General features: G+C 71.9%; 13 protein-coding genes and 2 pseudogenes. 10 read left to right on the forward strand and 5 right to left on the reverse strand.

Annotation, left to right across the window (positions count from 1 at the left end; genetic code table 11):
- Positions 1 to 77 precede the first annotated feature (77 nt).
- On the reverse strand, positions 78 to 1,604 hold the full coding sequence (locus ACGF0D_RS25800; RefSeq protein WP_392920107.1) for an MFS transporter: 1,527 nt from the start codon (positions 1,602 to 1,604) through the stop codon (positions 78 to 80).
- 141 nt (positions 1,605 to 1,745) lie between these two features.
- On the reverse strand, positions 1,746 to 2,423 hold the full coding sequence (locus tag ACGF0D_RS25805) for a TetR/AcrR family transcriptional regulator (protein ID WP_392884546.1): 678 nt from the start codon (positions 2,421 to 2,423) through the stop codon (positions 1,746 to 1,748).
- 121 nt (positions 2,424 to 2,544) lie between these two features.
- Here ACGF0D_RS25805 and ACGF0D_RS25810 point away from each other — a divergent pair.
- Together ACGF0D_RS25810 and ACGF0D_RS25815 are read left to right on the forward strand one after the other, a co-directional pair.
- Positions 2,545 to 2,790: pseudogene (locus ACGF0D_RS25810) on the forward strand (Uma2 family endonuclease); the annotation flags it as partial.
- A 122-nt stretch (positions 2,791 to 2,912) separates the two neighbouring features.
- Positions 2,913 to 3,701 carry a VOC family protein gene (locus tag ACGF0D_RS25815; protein WP_392884545.1) on the forward strand — a complete coding sequence of 263 codons (789 nt, stop codon included), beginning with the start codon at positions 2,913 to 2,915 and terminating at the stop codon, positions 3,699 to 3,701.
- 82 nt (positions 3,702 to 3,783) lie between these two features.
- Here ACGF0D_RS25815 and ACGF0D_RS25820 read toward each other — a convergent pair whose 3' ends face one another.
- Together ACGF0D_RS25820 and ACGF0D_RS25825 are read right to left on the reverse strand one after the other, a co-directional pair.
- Positions 3,784 to 4,239 (reverse strand): hemerythrin domain-containing protein, encoded by a 456-nt coding sequence (locus ACGF0D_RS25820; RefSeq protein ID WP_392884544.1) that lies wholly within the window; start codon positions 4,237 to 4,239, stop codon positions 3,784 to 3,786.
- Positions 4,240 to 4,401: 162 nt separating this feature from the next.
- Positions 4,402 to 4,998 (reverse strand): TIGR03086 family metal-binding protein, encoded by a 597-nt coding sequence (locus ACGF0D_RS25825; RefSeq protein ID WP_392884543.1) that lies wholly within the window; start codon positions 4,996 to 4,998, stop codon positions 4,402 to 4,404.
- Between the two features lie 216 nt (positions 4,999 to 5,214).
- Between ACGF0D_RS25825 and ACGF0D_RS25830 the strand changes: the two genes are divergently transcribed.
- The 3 genes from ACGF0D_RS25830 to ACGF0D_RS25840 all read left to right on the forward strand — a co-directional run bounded on the left by ACGF0D_RS25830 (position 5,215) and on the right by ACGF0D_RS25840 (position 10,950).
- Positions 5,215 to 5,796, forward strand: coding sequence for a DoxX family protein (locus tag ACGF0D_RS25830; RefSeq protein ID WP_392884541.1), 582 nt, complete (start codon positions 5,215 to 5,217; stop codon positions 5,794 to 5,796).
- Between the two features lie 282 nt (positions 5,797 to 6,078).
- A complete protein-coding gene (locus tag ACGF0D_RS25835; protein WP_392920110.1) occupies positions 6,079 to 8,370 on the forward strand; it encodes a M9 family metallopeptidase in 2,292 nt (763 codons plus the stop codon).
- Positions 8,371 to 8,655: 285 nt separating this feature from the next.
- The gene (locus tag ACGF0D_RS25840; protein WP_392920113.1) at positions 8,656 to 10,950 is read left to right on the forward strand and encodes a M9 family metallopeptidase; all 2,295 of its coding nucleotides are present in this window, start codon (positions 8,656 to 8,658) and stop codon (positions 10,948 to 10,950) included.
- A gap of 87 nt (positions 10,951 to 11,037) precedes the next feature.
- On the opposite strand, the gene ACGF0D_RS25845 is transcribed toward ACGF0D_RS25840, so the two are convergent.
- Positions 11,038 to 11,799, reverse strand: a complete 762-nt coding sequence (locus ACGF0D_RS25845; RefSeq protein ID WP_392920115.1) for a PP2C family protein-serine/threonine phosphatase — start codon at positions 11,797 to 11,799, stop codon at positions 11,038 to 11,040.
- 174 nt (positions 11,800 to 11,973) lie between these two features.
- Here ACGF0D_RS25845 and ACGF0D_RS25850 point away from each other — a divergent pair, with 174 nt between their 5' ends.
- The 5 genes and pseudogenes from ACGF0D_RS25850 to ACGF0D_RS25870 form a co-directional block, all read left to right on the forward strand.
- Positions 11,974 to 13,080 carry an LLM class flavin-dependent oxidoreductase gene (locus ACGF0D_RS25850; protein ID WP_392920118.1) on the forward strand — a complete coding sequence of 369 codons (1,107 nt, stop codon included), beginning with the start codon at positions 11,974 to 11,976 and terminating at the stop codon, positions 13,078 to 13,080.
- Positions 13,077 to 13,700, forward strand: coding sequence for an FMN reductase (locus ACGF0D_RS25855; RefSeq protein WP_392920120.1), 624 nt, complete (start codon positions 13,077 to 13,079; stop codon positions 13,698 to 13,700). Before ACGF0D_RS25850 ends, ACGF0D_RS25855 begins: the two co-directional genes overlap by 4 nt.
- Before the next feature lie 228 nt (positions 13,701 to 13,928).
- Entirely contained in the window at positions 13,929 to 14,954 is a 1,026-nt protein-coding gene (locus tag ACGF0D_RS25860; protein ID WP_392920123.1) for a Dyp-type peroxidase, read from the forward strand.
- A gap of 14 nt (positions 14,955 to 14,968) precedes the next feature.
- Complete coding sequence (locus ACGF0D_RS25865; protein WP_392884532.1) at positions 14,969 to 15,766, forward strand: family 1 encapsulin nanocompartment shell protein; 798 nt, start codon at positions 14,969 to 14,971, stop codon at positions 15,764 to 15,766.
- Between the two features lie 253 nt (positions 15,767 to 16,019).
- Positions 16,020 to 16,132 (forward strand): annotated as a pseudogene (locus ACGF0D_RS25870) (electron transfer flavoprotein subunit beta); the annotation flags it as partial.

Below are 16,132 nucleotides of genomic sequence, written 5' to 3' on the forward strand. Positions count from 1 at the left end.
TCGTGGAAGACACCCGACGGGCCGCGTACGCACCCGAGTCGACCCCGGAGCCTGTCGTCAGGGACAGGCCCCCGGCGTCAGTGCACCAGCACCGGCACCTCGTTCTCCTGCGCCGAGCCCGCGCCCGAGCCCGCCGCGGCACCCGGCCGGCCGGCGTTGACGAAGGTGAAGGCGACGGCGGCGGCCGCCACCAGGATCCCGAAGGACACCCAGATCGCGGTGGAGAAGCCGTGCACCATGCCCTGGAACTGCAGCACCTTGGCGGCCTCCGGCGAGGCGACCGCGCCGGAGGCGTGCGAGGCCAGCCAGGTGGTGGTCGCGCTGGCCGCGATGGTGTTCAGCAGCGCGGTGCCGATGGCGCCGCCGACCTGCTGCGAGGTGTTGACCATCGCCGAGGCCACACCCGCGTCGCGCGGCTGGACGCCGTGCGTGGCCAGGCTCATCGCCGGCATGAACGCGGTGCCCATGCCGAGGCCCATCAGGACCAGGCCGGGCAGGATCACCGCCGGGTAGGAGGTGTCCAGGCCGATGTGGGCCAGCAGGAACATGCCGACCGAGGCGACCAGGAAGCCGGGCGCCATCAGGTAGCGGGCCGGGACCCGGGTCATCAGCCGGGCGCCGATCTGGGTCGAGCCGGTGATCATGCCCGCCACCATCGGCAGGAAGGCCACGCCGGTCAGCACCGGGCTGTAACCGAGCACGATCTGCAGGTAGTAGGTCAGGAAGAGGAACAGACCGAACATGCCGATCACGGCCATGCCCAGCGACAGGTACACCCCGCCGCGGTTGCGGTCGAGGACCACGCGCAGCGGCAGCAGCGGGGCCTTGACCCGGCGCTCCACCAGCACGAAGGCGGTCAGCAGCACGGCGGCCGCGACGAACAGGCCCACGGTGCTGCCGGCCGACCAGCCGTCGGACTCGGCGCGGGTGAAGGCGTAGACCAGCGAGACCAGGCCCGCGGTCACCAGCAGCACACCGGGGACGTCCAGCTTGTTGCGGTTGCGGCCCTCGGCGGGCTCGCGGATCACCAGCACGGCGCCCGCGGCGGCCACGATGGCGAACGGGATGTTGACGAAGAAGGTCCAGCGCCAGTTCATGTACTCGGTGAGCAGGCCGCCGAGGATCAGACCGATGGCGCCGCCGCCACCGGCGATCGCGCCGTAGATGCCGAAGGCCTTGGCGCGCTCCCTGGCCTCGGTGAAGGTCACCGCGAGCAGGGACAGCGCGGCCGGCGCGAGCAGCGCGCCGAACACGCCCTGGAGCGCGCGGGCGCCGAGCAGCATCGCCGTGTTGGCCGCGGCGCCGCCGAGCGCGGAGGCCAGGGCGAAGCCGGTCAGGCCGACGATGAAGGTCCGCTTGCGGCCCCAGAGGTCCGCGATCCGGCCGCCGAACAGCAGCAGGCCGCCGAAGGCCAGCGCGTAGGCGGTGATCACCCACTGGCGGTTGCCGTCGGAGATGCCCAGGTCGTGCTGCGCGGACGGCAGGGCGATGTTCACGATGGTCGCGTCGAGGACGACCATCAGCTGGGCGAGGCCGATGAATATCAGCGTCTTCCAGCGCCGGGGATCGGGCAGCGTCGCCGGTCGGGCGTCGGTTTGAGGCATGGGGGTACTCACTTCACGGTGCGGGTGCCGTACGGGAACGGCGGGTTGCCGTACGGGAAGGGGTGCGGTGGGAGAAGGCGCCGGGGCGCGCGCCGGGGCGCGGCCGGGCGGTCGGTGCTGGCGGTCGGTGCTGGTGGTCGGTCAGTTCTCGGGCTGGAGGTCCTCGAAGGTCGCGGCCCGGCCGGGCAGGACCGAGGCGGCCGGCGCGCGCAGGCCGTCCAGGAAGATCTGCAGGTGCCGGTGGACGAACCCGTCGTGGAGGCGGCAGGAGGTGTTCGGCAGTGGGCGGGTCAGCTGGCTCAGCGCGATGAACAGGTCACCGTTCTCGACGTCCGGCCGCAGCTCGCCCGCCACCAGGGCGCGCTCCATCAGCCCGCCCACGGCGGCCTGCAGGCGCTTGCGGATGTCGGTCAACTCCGGGTCGTACGGGTCGACGTGGTTGCTGAACAGGGCGCAGAGGCCGCCGACCTTCTCCTCGACGGACGCGTGCGCGAACCGCTGGAGGGCGTCGAACGGGCCGTCGCCGTCAGGGGCGTCCGCCTCCGCCGTCGCCGTCTCGGCGAGGGCCAGGACGCGGTTCTTGACGAGCACCGCCACCTCGTGGATCAGCGCCACCCGGTCCGGGAAGTTCCGGTACAGCGTGGCGTTGCCGACCCCCGCCCGCTTCGCGATCTCGTCCAGCGCCGCATCGGCACCGTGCTCGACGAACGCGTCCCGGGCCGCCAGCACGATCCGCTCCCGGTTCCGGCTCGCGTCGGCACGCAACTTCGGCGTGCGCGCGCTCCCCGCGGGACGGGCCGACTCGGCGGTGGTGGTCACGACGACTGCTCCTGATCAAGGTACCGGGGAACTTCTCCCCGCTTTCTGCCAACGTACTCCGAAACGGGGAATCCGTCCCCGGAATTTCCTCCGACACTGTGACCTGCGACATATTGAGGTGATCACCTCCTGCGACTCCGACACCGACCGTCGTGATCGCGTCGAGAAGCCCCACGCCTGTGCCGAGGCCGGGATCCCGATCTACCTCCTGATCGACCGGGACTCCGCCGAGGTCATCGTCCACAGCGAGCCCGACGGCGTCCGCTACGAGACCGTCCAGACCCTCCCCTTCGGCAGGACCGTCCGCCTCCCCGACCCCGTGGGCATCTTCCTGGAGACCGAAGCCCTCGAGAACTGGGTGCGCTGATCCCGGGCATGGCTTCCCCGGGGCGGTGCCGGTGGCGGCCTAGGCTGTGGGCGTCCCGGGCGGCCGGTGGGTCGTCGGAGCCGGGAGGGACCCGGCGGTCGGGTGGGCGGAGGAGGTTCGCGATGGGCAGCGGTGAGAAGGTCGCCAGGGTGCGCTGTGTGGCGGCCGTGCCGTGCTGGGTGAGCCTGGCGGCCCGGAGCCTGGAGGACGCCGAGAAGTTCTACGGGCCGTTGCTGGGCTGGGAGTTCGAGCCCGGGCCGGACCGTTTCGGGCCGTACGTGCACGCGGTGACCGGCGGGGAGGCGGTGGCCGGGCTGGGGATCGGCGGCGCCGGGGCGATCCCGCTCGCGTGGACCAGCTACTTCGGGACGGAGAGCGCCGACGCCGCCGCCGACGCGGTGCGTGAACGCGGCGCGACGCTGGCGGTCGGGCCGCTGGCCTTCGACGCCGGGCGGGTGGCCTTCGCGGCGGACCAGGCGGGTGCGGTGTTCGGCATCTGGGAGGGCCCGCCGGGCCGGGCCCGGAAGCTGGACCTGTTCGGCGCGCCGGTCTGGATCGAGCTGCGCACCCCGGACCCGTTCGCGGCGGCGCTGTTCTACGGCGAGGTGTTCCGCTGGGACGGCCGTGACCCGGAGCGCTTCGACGTCCGCTGGGAGCACGACCGGGTGGTGCTGCGGGCCGAGGGCCACAGCGTCGCCGCGCTGGCCAAGGAGCAGGCGGGCGGCCCGGCCGGGATGCCGCCGCACTGGGAGGTGTCCTTCGCCGTCCCGGACACGGACCGGGCGCTGGCCCGGGCCGTGGAGCTGGGCGGAGGGGTGATCGGGCCGGCCTTCGACTCCCCGTACGGGCGGGTGGCCCGGCTGCGGGACCGCGAGGGCGCGCGGTTCGCGGTGATCAGCCCCAAGGACTGATCGGCCTCAAGGACTGACTGGGCCCAAGGACTGACCGGGCCCAAGGACTGACCGGGCCGGAGAATCGGCCGGTCCGGAGCGCTCAGGGCGCGTCCAGCTCGGCCCGCTCCGCCCGCAGCCGGTCTCCCAGCGCGGTGCGGGCGGCGGTGGGCAGGGCCTTGCGGGCGGCGGGGAAGAGCTGCTTCTCCTCGCCGCGCAGGTGGCGCCGCAGGGTTTCGGCGAGGCCGCGCAGCAGGGTGCCGAAGGCCGGGTCGTCCGGTTCGAGGCCCTGGAGGTCGGCGAGGTACTGCCCGATCGCCAGGTGGTCGTGGATGCTGCGGAACACCAGTTCCCCGCCGTCGGGCACGTCGTGCTGTACCACCGGGAAGAGGTGTTCCTCCTCGGCGGCGCAGTGGGTGAACAGCAGGTCGGTCAGCCGGGCCAGCAGCTCGCCGCGCCCGGGGTCGTCGGCCGGTGCGGCCTCGATCCGGTCGAGCAGCTCGGTGACCGCCCGGTGGTCGGCGGTGAACTCGCCGAGGATGTCAGGCTTGCGGCTCATGGCCCGCCCGCCTCTCGCACGGAAGACTTCCCCCGCCGCCTTCCAGTATCCGGCGCCGGGCCGCCCGCCCGGAGACGTCCCCGGTCACCCACCGTCCCCGTCCCCGCCCGGAGAGGCACCCGCTCACCCACGGGTGCCCCCGCTCACCCATCGGCGCCCCGGTCACCCTCCGTCCCGCCGCCCCGTGAGGGCGAGCAGCCGGGTCTGCGGGCCGGCGTCCTCGGGCACCGGCAGCGGTGGGTCGAAGAGCCCGCTGCCGGAGAGGTCCCCGTATCCGGCGAACTCGCCGAGCGCGAACTCGACGAGTCCGTCCGGGAGCCGGGTGAGCCGCCCGATGCCCTCGGCGAGGTCCCAGGAGTGGATCACCAGGTCGGTGGTGAGCTGGTCCAGGTAGTACTGCCCCGAGGTGTCGCCGAAGGAGAGGTGGACGGTCAGCTCGGTGGCGCCCGGGACGGCCCAGGCCTCCTTGGCGGCCTCGGCGGCCTCGGTCCAGGAGGTGAGCGGGTCGTCGCCGAGCAGGTCGCCGTCGAAGCGTCCGCCGACCTCGCCGATGGTGGCGCCCATCAGCAGCTCGGGCACCCAGAGCTGCTCGCCGGTGAGGTGGTTGACCAGGTCGCGGACGGACCAGTCGTCGCAGGGGGTGGGGGAGTCCCACTGGCCGGGGGCGGTCAGCCGGACGCGTTCGCCGAAGGCGTCCAGCGCCTCGGGGTAGGGGGTGCCTGTCCGGGCTCCTCGTCGGTGCTGCCTGTGCTGGGCCATGTCTCCACCCTCCCCGGCCCGGACGGGCGCCGCGAGTCGTCGACGGACCGTCAGTTGTTCAAATTCGAACTTCGGGGTACGGTCGAACGAGCGGCGGTTCAAATTTGAACAATGGCGCCGGGTGACGACCCCGCCTGCCGCACCACCACACCCCGTAATCGCGTCCGGCCGCGCCGGACGGCGACCGCACCCCGATCGACACCGATGGAGACGCGCATGCCGAGCAGCAGCCCGAGCACGACCGCCGCCACCACTGCCGCCACCACTGCCGTCAGCCCGGCTCGGGACACCGCCGGGCCCGCGACGACCTCCCCGCACGCCTACGACGCCGGACTCCTGCTCCTGCGCCTCGCCCTCGGCCTGACCATGGCCGCGCACGGCAGTCAGAAGCTGTTCGGCTGGTTCGGCGGCGGTGGCATCGACGGCACCGGTCAGTTCTTCACCATGAGCGGCTACCCGGCCGGCCACGCCATGGCCGTGGTGGCCGGCCTCACCGAGACGCTGGGCGGACTCGCCCTCGCCGTCGGCCTGTTGACCCCGCTGGCCGGTGCCGCGATCGTCGGCACGATGGTCAACGCGCTGGCCGTCACCTGGGGCGGCGGCTTCTTCGCCCCGAAGGGCAGCGAGTACGAGCTGCTGCTGACGGCCGCCGCGGCCGCGCTCGCCCTGACCGGCCCCGGCCGCTACGCGGTGGACCGCTTCCTTCCGGTGCTGCGGGCGCACCGCCTGGCGTACGGCGCGGCCGCCGTCGTGGTCGGCCTGGTGACGGCGGGCGTGATCCTGCTGCTGCGCAAGTAGCCGACCGTTCCCCGTACGGAAAGGGCATGGTGACGACCCGTCGCCGTGCCCTTTCCGTCATTTCGGATGAGTAGACCTCGGGTAAAGGTCTTCACAATGTTGTGTGATGTGTGCAATGGTACATGTCACATCCCCACTTCCTCGACGGAACCGCCCCACGCGGTGCCGCCGAGGACGGTCCTCGCTCCACCGCAGGCCGCGCCCCATCGCGGCCATCGACGGCCCGGAGGCCCCCACGTGAATGGCCACCGCTTACTGCGAGTCCCGCAGTTCGCAAGACTGTTGACGTTCGTCCTGTCCCTGTTCCTGGCGATCGGCCTGTTCGCCCCGCAGTCCCAGGCCGCGCCCACCAGCCCCGCCCCCGGCGGGGCGACCCCCACCGGCGTGCCCGCCGGCACGGCGCCCGCCCACCTGGCGCCGCCGCCCGCGATCGGCGACAGCCGTGCCGACGCCGCCCCGGCGAAGCCGGACGGCCGCAAGCGGCTCAACCCGGAGGATCTGGCACCCCAGCCGCCGACGACTCCGTTCGCCGGCCAGTCGACGGCCGATCAGCCGCAGGCCAAGGCCCTCGGCCTCGGTGCGGCGGCCGCAACGCCCTGCAACGTCGGCGACTTCACCGGCCGGACCGGCAGCGCGCTGGTCCAGCAGATCAAGTCCGTCGACCTCGGCTGCGTCAACTCGCTGTTCAAGATCGGCCGCGGTGACGCCGCCAACGCCTTCCGCGAGTCGCAGATGATCACCGTGGCGAACGCGGTGCGCGACGCCGCGAACAGCTACCAGGGCAACAACAGCGCGTCGATCTCGCAGCTGATGCTCTACCTGCAGGCCGGCTACTACGTGCACTTCTACAACCCCGACGTGGTGGGTTCCTACGGCAACGGCCTGAAGGACGCCTCCCGCGCCGCGCTGGACGCCTTCTTCGCCAACTCCCGTTCGCGGGACGTCACGGCGGACAACGCGGGCCCGCTGGCCCGGGCGGCCACGCTGATCGACAGCATCAAGGACAGCGCCCGCTACCTGCCGGTCGCCAAGCGCCTGCTGACCGACTACGACAGCGCCACCTGGAACCCGACCGGCATGGTCTACGCGGTGACCCCGGTGCTCACCCAGCTCTTCGCCGGGCACTGGGAGGCCGACTTCCTCCCGGCCGTCAAGGCCGACCCGACCGTGCTGGACGCCCTGTACACCTTCATCTCCCGCAACCAGGGCCTGCACGGCGGCACCTTCGGGCGGACGGTCTACGAGGCGACCAACGAGCTCACCCGCTTCATGCAGTACCCGGAGCTGCTGCCCAGGCTGCGTCCGTACGCGCGGACCCTGGCCCAGCAGTCCGCCCCGAGCGGCCCCACCATGTACCAGCGCGGCTCGGTGACGCTCGCGGCGAGGTGGTGGGACAAGGACAACTGCTCGTACTACGGCACCTGTGACGACCCCGCGAAGTTCAAGGCCGCCAACCTGACGGTGAAGCACACCTGCAGCCCGAGCATCAACATCCTGGCCCAGTCGCTGGACAGCACCCAGCTGGCCACCGCCTGCGCCAGCCTGAACGGGCAGGACGCGTTCTTCCACGCGGTGGCCAAGGACAGCGGCCCGGTCAAGGACGACAACAACGGCACGATCGAGGTCGTGAACTTCCACTCCTCGCTCGACTACCAGGTGCTCGCCGCGGTCATCTACGACATCAACACCAACAACGGCGGGATGTACCTGGAGGGTGACCCGGCGACGGTCGGCAACCAGCCGCGCTTCCTGTGCTATGAGGCCGAGTGGGCCCGCCCGTCCTTCGAGATCTGGAACCTCAACCACGAGTACACCCACTACCTCGACGGCCGGTTCAACGTGTACGGCGACTACGACGCCGGCCAGGTCCAGCCGATCGACTGGTGGGTGGAGGGCTTCGCGGAGTTCGTCTCCTACTCCTACCGCAAGGTCGTCAACGACGGCGCCATCGCGGTGGCCCCGCAGCACACCTACAAGCTGAGCGAGCTGTTCGACACCGTCTACGCCAAGAGCGACCAGGACCGGGTCTACCGCTGGGGCTACCTGGCCGTGCGCTACATGCTGGAGCAGCACCGCTCCGACGTGGACGCGGTGCTCGCCAAGTACCGCGCCGGTGACTGGGCCGGTGCCCGCGCCATCCTGAAGACCACCATCGGCACCCGCTACGACGCCGACTTCGACAGCTGGCTCACCAAGTGCGCCGCCGGCGCCTGCGCCACCGGCACCCCGGGCCAGCCCCAGCTGCCGGAGTGCGCGGGCAGTGATGTCCGGAAGCTGGACGCCAACTGCGTGCGCAGCAACGTCGCGGCGACCACCGGCAACTACGCGCACTTCTACGTCCTGGTGCCCGCCGGCACCAAGCAGGTGAAGATCACCAGCAAGGGCGGCACCGGCAACGGCGACCTCTACTACAACCCGGGCAGCTGGGCGTACACCAACTCCTACGTCACGCGCTCGGCCGGCCCGGACAACTCCGAGACGCTGACCGTCGACAACCCGCAGGCCGGCTACGTCTTCTTCAGCCTCTACGCCCAGCAGGGCTTCAGCGGGGTGAGCGTCACGAGCGAGTTCTGAGCCGAACCGGCAGATCGGACAGGTGACCGCCCCGGGCGGAGCGCTACGGCGTTCCGCCCGGGGCGGGCCAGTTGACGGACCGTCATCACCGGCCCCACCTGAATTCCCCGCAAACCGTGCACAGCGCCCCGGGTTCCCAAGGCCATGTGAGATGTGCCATGGTACATGTCACATCCCCCACCGTGCCCGACGGAACCGCCCCCACGCGGCGCCGTCACCAACGGTCCTCGACACCCCAACGACCGCACCCCAACTCGCGGTCGACGACGGCCCGGAGGCCCCCACGTGAGTCCTTCACGGCTGCTGCGAATCCCGCAGCCGGCACGATTGCTGACGCTCCTCCTGTCCCTGTTCCTGGCGATCGGCCTGTTCGCCCCGCAGTCCCAGGCCGCCCCCGCCACCCCCGACCCGGGCGCCGCGCCCGCGCCCGCCCCCACCGGGCCGGCCCCGCAGCCCGCCACCGGCGCCGCCGAACGGGCCGACAGCGGGCAGCAGTTGGCCTCGGTCGACCAGCGCGCCCCGCTCCCGGTCGACACCCGGCCGGCCGAGGTCCGGCCGGCCGCCAAGGCCCTCAGCCTCGGCGCGGCGGCCCAACAGGCCTGTACCGTCGGCGACTTCACCGGGCGGACCGGCAGTGACCTGGTCCAGCACATCAAGGCCGCCGACATCCAGTGCATCAACAGCCTCTTCCAGCTCACCGGCGGCGACGCGCGCGGCGCGTTCCGTGAGGAGCAGATGAGCACGGTGGCCTACGCGCTGCGCGACGCGGCGGCCGGCTACCCCGGCGACAACAGCACGTCCGTCGAGCAGCTGGTGCTCTACCTGCGCGCCGGCTACTTCGTGCAGTGGTACCACAAGGAGGACGTCGGCGAGTACGGCGCCGGCCTCAAGACCGCGATCCAGTCCGGCCTGGACGCCTTCTTCAACAGCGCGCACTCGCGCGACGTCGTGGCGGGCAACGCGCCCATCCTGGGCGAGGCCGTCACCCTGATCGACAGCGCGCAGGAGAACATCCGCTACCTGCCGGTCGTCAAGCGGCTGCTGGGCGACTACAAGGCCGACACCTGGAACCCGGCCGGCATGGCATGGGCCGTCAACCCGGTGTTCACCGTGCTCTTCCGCGGCCACCAGGTGCCCGGCTTCGACGCGGCCGTCGAGGCGGACCCGAGCGTGCTCGACGCGCTCTCCGACTTCGCGACCCGCAACAACGCCCTGCTCGGCGACACCTACGGCGTGCTGGTCTACAACGCGACCAAGGAGCTGACCCGCTTCCTGAAGGACACGGCCCTCCAGGCCAAGGTCCGCCCGCTCGCCAAGGGGCTGGTCGCCGCGTCGGAGCCCAAGGGCCGCACCGTCTACCAGTGGGCCGCGGTCGCCGAGGGCGTCGACTACTACGACAGCGGCAACTGCTCGTACTACGGCACCTGCAACAAGGCCGACCAGCTCAAGGCCGGCGTGCTCACCGTGACGTCCACCTGCAGCCCGAGCATCAAGCTGATCGCCCAGGCGCTGGACGCCACCCAGCTGGCCACCGCCTGCACCAGCCTGACCGGCCAGGACGCGTTCTTCCATGCGGTGGCCAAGGACAGCGGCCCGGTCAAGGACGACGACAACGGCACGATCGAGGTCGTGGTCTTCCACTCCTCGCTCGACTACCAGGTGCTCGCCGCCGCGATCTACGGCATCGACACCAACAACGGCGGCATGTACCTGGAGGGTGACCCGGCCAAGGCCGGCAACCAGCCGCGCTTCCTCTGCTACGAGGCCGAGTGGGCCCGCCCGTCCTTCGAGATCTGGAACCTCAACCACGAGTACACCCACTACCTCGACGGCCGGTTCGACATGTACGGCGACTTCAACGCCGGCATGACCACCCCGACCATCTGGTGGGTGGAGGGCTTCGCCGAGTACGTCTCCTACTCGTACCGCAAGGTCAACAACGACGGTGCCATCGCGGCGGCCGGTCGGCACACGTACAAGCTGAGCGACCTCTTCGACACCGCCTACGGCGACCAGGACCGGGTCTACCGCTGGGGCTACCTGGCCGTGCGCTACATGCTGGAGCAGCACCGCTCCGACGTGGACGCGGTGCTCGCCAAGTACCGCGCCGGTGACTGGGCCGGTGCCCGCGCCATCCTGAAGACCACCATCGGCACCCGCTACGACGCCGACTTCGACAGCTGGCTCACCAAGTGCGCCGCCGGCGCCTGCGCCACCGACGGGGGCGGCACGCCGCCCACCCCGCAGCTGCCGGAGTGCACCGGCGCCGACACCCGGCAGCTGGCGGCCAACTGCGCGCGCAGCAACGTCGCCGCGACCACGGGCAACTACGCGCACTTCTACCTGCTGGTGCCCGCCGGTACCAAGCAGGTGAAGATCACCACCAGCGGGGGCACCGGCAACGGCGACCTCTACTACAACCCGGCGGGCTGGGCCTACACCGACGCGAACACCGCGCGGTCGACCAACCCGGACAACTCCGAGACGCTGACCGTCACGGACCCGCCGGCCGGCTACGTCTTCTTCAGCCTCTACGCCCAGCAGGGCTTCAGCGGGGTGAGCGTCACGAGCGAATTCTGAGCCGGCAACGGCAACTGGACAGGTGACCGCCCCGGGCGGAGCGCTGCGGCGCCCCGTCCGGGGCGGGTCCATGCCCCGGCCCAGGGGCTACGCGCCGACCCGCACCAGCGCCAGAGTGATGTTGTCCGGCCCGCCGGCCTCGATGGCCGCCTTCCACAGTTCGAACGCCGCCTTGCCGTCCGAGCGGTCCGCCCCCTCGGGGGACCGCGCCAGCAGCGCGGCCAGCTCCTCGTCGGGCACCGGGTCGGTCAGGCCGTCGCTGCACACCAGGTACCGGTCCCCGGCGGCCAGCGGCGCGGCCCGGACGTGCGGTTCGACGTAGGTGAGGCCGAGCGAGCCGCCCAGGGTCTGGGTGACCGCCGAGGTGATGCGCCGTCCGGGCGGCAGCGGGGGGCTGTCGTCCACGCTCACCCGGCGCAGCCCGGTCCCGGAGATCCGGTAGACCCGGCTGTCGCCGACGTTGAAGGCCAGCGCCTGCCCGGGCAGCAGCACCAGCCCGGCGACGGTGGTGCCCATCGCGGCGAGCCCCGGCTCCTCGGCGGCGGCCGCGTAGACGGCCTGGTTGCAGGCCTGGAGCTCCTCACGGACGGCCTCCTCGCCGTCCAGCGCGCCCCCGTCGGCGGCGAGCCGGCGGGCGACCAGGGCGCTGGCCACCTCGCCGCCCGGGTGGCCGCCCAGGCCGTCGGCGACGGCGATCACACAGGGCGGGCCGAGCGGGAAGAGCAGGGTCTGCGGGTTGGTGGTCACGGTGGCGCAGAGCGTCCACGGCCCGACCGTGAGGCTGTCCTCGTTGTGCTCCCGCACCAGGCCCTCGTGGCTCAGCGCGCTCACCGCGATGTACGGACCCATCGTCCGCCGTCCTTCCGGAGGGATCCCCGTCTTCCATTGTCGGCGGGAGTCGGCTTTCGGCAGGAGTCGGGGAGCCGGGGGAGTCATCTTTCGGCGGGAGTCGGCGGGAATAGCCGCGCGCACCCCGGTGCTAAGGTGGTTGAAAGTTTTACTACCTGGGATGTGGTGATCAGCATGCAGTTCGGAATCTTCTCCGTCGGCGACGTGACGACCGACCCCACCACCGGCCGCACCCCGACGGAGCACGAGCGGATCAAGGCGATGGTGGCCATCGCCCGCAAGGCCGAGGAGGTCGGCCTGGACGTCTTCGCGACCGGCGAGCACCACAACCCGCCGTTCGTCCCGTCCTCCCCGACCACCATGCTCGGCTACATCGCCGCGCAGACCGACCGCATCATCCTCTCCACCTCGACCACGCTGATCACCACCAACGACCCGGTGAAGATCGCCGAGGACTTCGCGATGCTCCAGCACCTGGCCGAGGGCAGGGTGGACGTCATGATGGGCCGCGGCAACACCGGCCCGGTCTACCCGTGGTTCGGCCAGGACATCCGCCAGGGCATCCCGCTCGCGATCGAGAACTACGCGCTGCTGCACCAGCTGTGGCGCGAGGACGTGGTGGACTGGCAGGGCCGCTTCCGCAGCCCGCTGCAGGGCTTCACCTCCACCCCGCGCCCGCTGGACGACGTCGCGCCGTTCGTCTGGCACGGCTCGATCCGCAGCCCCGAGATCGCCGAGCAGGCCGCCTACTACGGTGACGGCTTCTTCGCGAACAACATCTTCTGGCCCAAGGAGCACTTCCGGAAGCTGATCAACCTCTACCGCGAGCGCTACGCCCACTACGGCCACGGCACGCCCGAGCAGGCGATCGTCGGCCTCGGCGGGCAGGTGTTCATGCGGAAGAACTCCCAGGACGCGGTGCGCGAGTTCCGTCCGTACTTCGACAACGCGCCGGTGTACGGCCACGGGCCCTCGCTGGAGGAGTTCACCGAGCAGACCCCGCTGACCGTGGGCAGCCCGCAGGAGGTCATCGAGAAGACCCTGACCTTCCGCGAGACCTTCGGCGACTACCAGCGCCAGCTGTTCCTGATGGACCACGCCGGCCTGCCGCTGAAGACGGTGCTCGAGCAGTTGGACCTGCTCGGCGAGGAGGTCGTGCCGGTGCTGCGCGAGGAGTTCGCCAAGGGCCGCCCGGCCGGGGTGCCGGACGGGCCGACCCACGCCGCGCTGGTCGCGGCCCGGGACGCGCAGGAGAACGAGAAGACGGAGGTGGCCAAGTGACCGCGTTCAAGCTGGTGGTGGTGAGTGCCGGACTGAGCAAGCCGTCCTCGACGCGGCTGCTGGCCGACCGGCTCACCGACTCGACCGTGCGCCGACTCGCCCAGGAGGGGCGCGAGGTGGACGTCACCGTGGTCGAACTGCGGGACCTGGCGGTGGAGATCGCCAACAACTTCGTCACCGGCTTCCCCGGCGCCGGGCTGCGCGCGGCGATCGAGGCGGTGACGGAGTCGGACGCCCTGATCGCGGTGACGCCGATCTTCACCGCTTCGTACAGCGGTCTGTTCAAGTCCTTCTTCGACGTGATCGACAACGACGCGCTCACCGGCAAGCCGGTGCTGATCGCCGCCACCGGCGGCACGCCCCGGCACTCGCTCGCCCTGGAGCACGCCGTCCGCCCGCTGTTCAGCTACCTGCGCGCGGTGGTGCTGCCGACCTCCGTCTACGCGGCCACCGACGACTGGGGCGCGGCGGGGGACGGGCTCACCGACGGCCTGCCGCGGCGGATCGACCGGGCGGCCGGCGAGCTGGCGGCCCTGCTGGCCGGGCGCGGCCCGGCGGCGCCGGACCTGCCCGAGCAGGTGGTGCCGTTCGCCGAGCAGCTGGCGGCACTGCGGGTCTGAACCCGGGCCGGAGGGCCGACCAAGGGCGATCGAGGGTCGAACGAGGGGCGATCGAGGGCCGAACGAGGGGCGGGCGTGCGAGGAAGCGCGCCCGCCCCTCGGCGCGCCCGTTCGGGCAGCGCGGCACGCCCGCGCGGGAAGCACCCTCCCGGGCCGCCGACCGTGCCGAAATGTCCGCTCCGGGGTGTAATCGTACGGATGATCAGGCCCGGAGACCGGAGTCCTTCCATGTCGCTCGCACCGCCCCCGCCCACCCCCCAGCCCGTCCTCACCCCGCTCACCGCGGCGGCCGTCTTCCTGGTCCTCACCGTCGAGCCCGGCCGCGAGGCGGCCGTCCGCGAGCTGCTGCCCGAACTCGCCGCACTGCGCCGCGCGGTCGGCTTCCGGGCGCCCGAGGGCGGCCTCACCTGCGTCACCGGTATCGGCTCCGGACTCTGGGACCGCCTCTTCACCGGCCCCCGCCCGGCCGCCCTGCACCCCTTCCAGGAGGTGGCCGGCACCCGCCACCGGGCCCCGGCCACCCCCGGCGACCTGCTGCTGCACCTGCGGGCCGAACGGATGGACCTCTGCTACGAGCTGGCCGCGCAACTCGCCGGACGGCTTGCCGGCGCGGCCACCGTCGTCGACTCCGTCCAGGGCTTCAAGTACTTCGAGGACCGGGACCTGCTCGGCTTCGTCGACGGCACCGAGAACCCGGAGGGCCGGGCCGCCGAGCACGCCGCCCTGATCGGCGCGCAGGACCCGGCGTTCACCGGCGGCAGCTACGTCGTCGTGCAGCGGTACGTGCACGACCTGGACAAGTGGAACGCGCTGAACGTGGAGGAGCAGGAGGGTGCGGTCGGCCGCACCAAGCTCACCGACATCGAGCTGGCCGACGACGTCAAGCCCGCCGACTCGCACGTGGCGCTCACCGTGATCACCGGGCCGGACGGCGAGGAGCGGAAGATCGTCCGCTTCAACATGCCGTACGGCACCTTCGGCTCCGCGGGCCGCGGCGGCGAGGCCGGCACCTACTTCATCGGCTACGCGGCCGACCCGGGGGTGACGGAGGAGATGCTGCGCAACATGTTCGTCGGCAACCCGCCCGGCACCACCGACCGGCTGCTGGACTTCTCCACCGCCGTCACCGGGGGGCTCTTCTTCGTGCCGACCGCCGATCTCCTCGACTCCCCGCCGCCTCCGCCCTCCACCGCCTGCGCCCCCACCCCCGGGGACGGCTCGCTCGGCATCGGCAGCCTCAAGCAGACCACCTGAACAGGACCGCGCCCATGGACAACCTCCACCGGGACCTCGCCCCGATCTCCGCCGCCGCGTGGGAGGAGATCGAGGAGGAGGCCCGCCAGACCTTCAAGCTCCACATCGCCGGCCGCCGGGTGGTCGACCTCAGCGGCCCCGACGGCGCCACCCTCGCCGCCGTCGGCACCGGCCACCTGACCGCCGTCGACCCCCCGACGGACGGCATCGAGGCCCGCGCCCGCGCCGTCCAGCCGGTGGTCGAGCTGCGCGTCCCCTTCACCGTCCGCCGCGACGCCGTGGACGACGTCGAACGCGGCTCCCGGGACTCCGACTGGCAGCCGGTCAAGGACGCGGCGCGCAAGCTCGCCCTGGCCGAGGACCGCGCCGTCTTCGAGGGCTACCGAGCCGCCGGCATCGACGGCATCCGCGCCGCCTCCACCAACCCCCCGGTCCAACTCCCCGACGACGTCCGCGAATACCCGGAGGCCGTCAGCCGCGCCCTGACCGCCCTGCGCCTCGCCGGCGTCGGCGGCCCCTACTCGCTCCTGCTCGGCGCGGCCGCCTTCACCGCCGTCAACGAGACCAGCGACCACGGCTACCCGGTCCACAACCACATCGCCCGCCTCCTGGACGGCGACATCATCTGGGCCCCGGCCATCGAGGGCGCCTACCTGCTCTCCGCCCGCGGCGGGGACTTCGAACTCTTCCTCGGCCAGGACGTCTCGGTGGGCTACCTCTCCCACGATGCCGAGACGATCAGCCTCTACCTCCAGGAATCGATGACGTTCCGGGTCCACACCGGAGAGGCCGCCGTCGTCCTGCGAGGCTAGGGCGTGTCCGCGCCGCCGGCCGCCCCCCGGAGGCTCCGGAAGGGTACTGAGTTCCTTTACGAGGGGTACTGAGTGCCGTATCCTCTCCGTGGAGCCTCTGACGCCAGTCGACGGGAGTCGACCCGGTCTGCCGGTCCAGGTGGCGCTTGCGGTGCGCGGGTCGCGCCCGGGCCGGACTTGGCACTCAGTACCCTCGGCATGCCTGAGGCCATGGATCCAGTGCATCCGTGCACCCGTGACAGGAGAACCGCTCATGAGCTTGAGGATCGTCGTCTGTGTGAAGTACGTGCCGGACGCGACGGGTGACCGTCGTTTCGCGGACGACCACACCACGGACCGGGAGGGTGTGGACGGCCTCCTGTCGGA

Source organism: Kitasatospora sp. NPDC048298 (assembly GCF_043201465.1).
In the GTDB taxonomy this organism is placed as follows: Bacteria; Actinomycetota; Actinomycetes; order Streptomycetales; family Streptomycetaceae; genus Kitasatospora.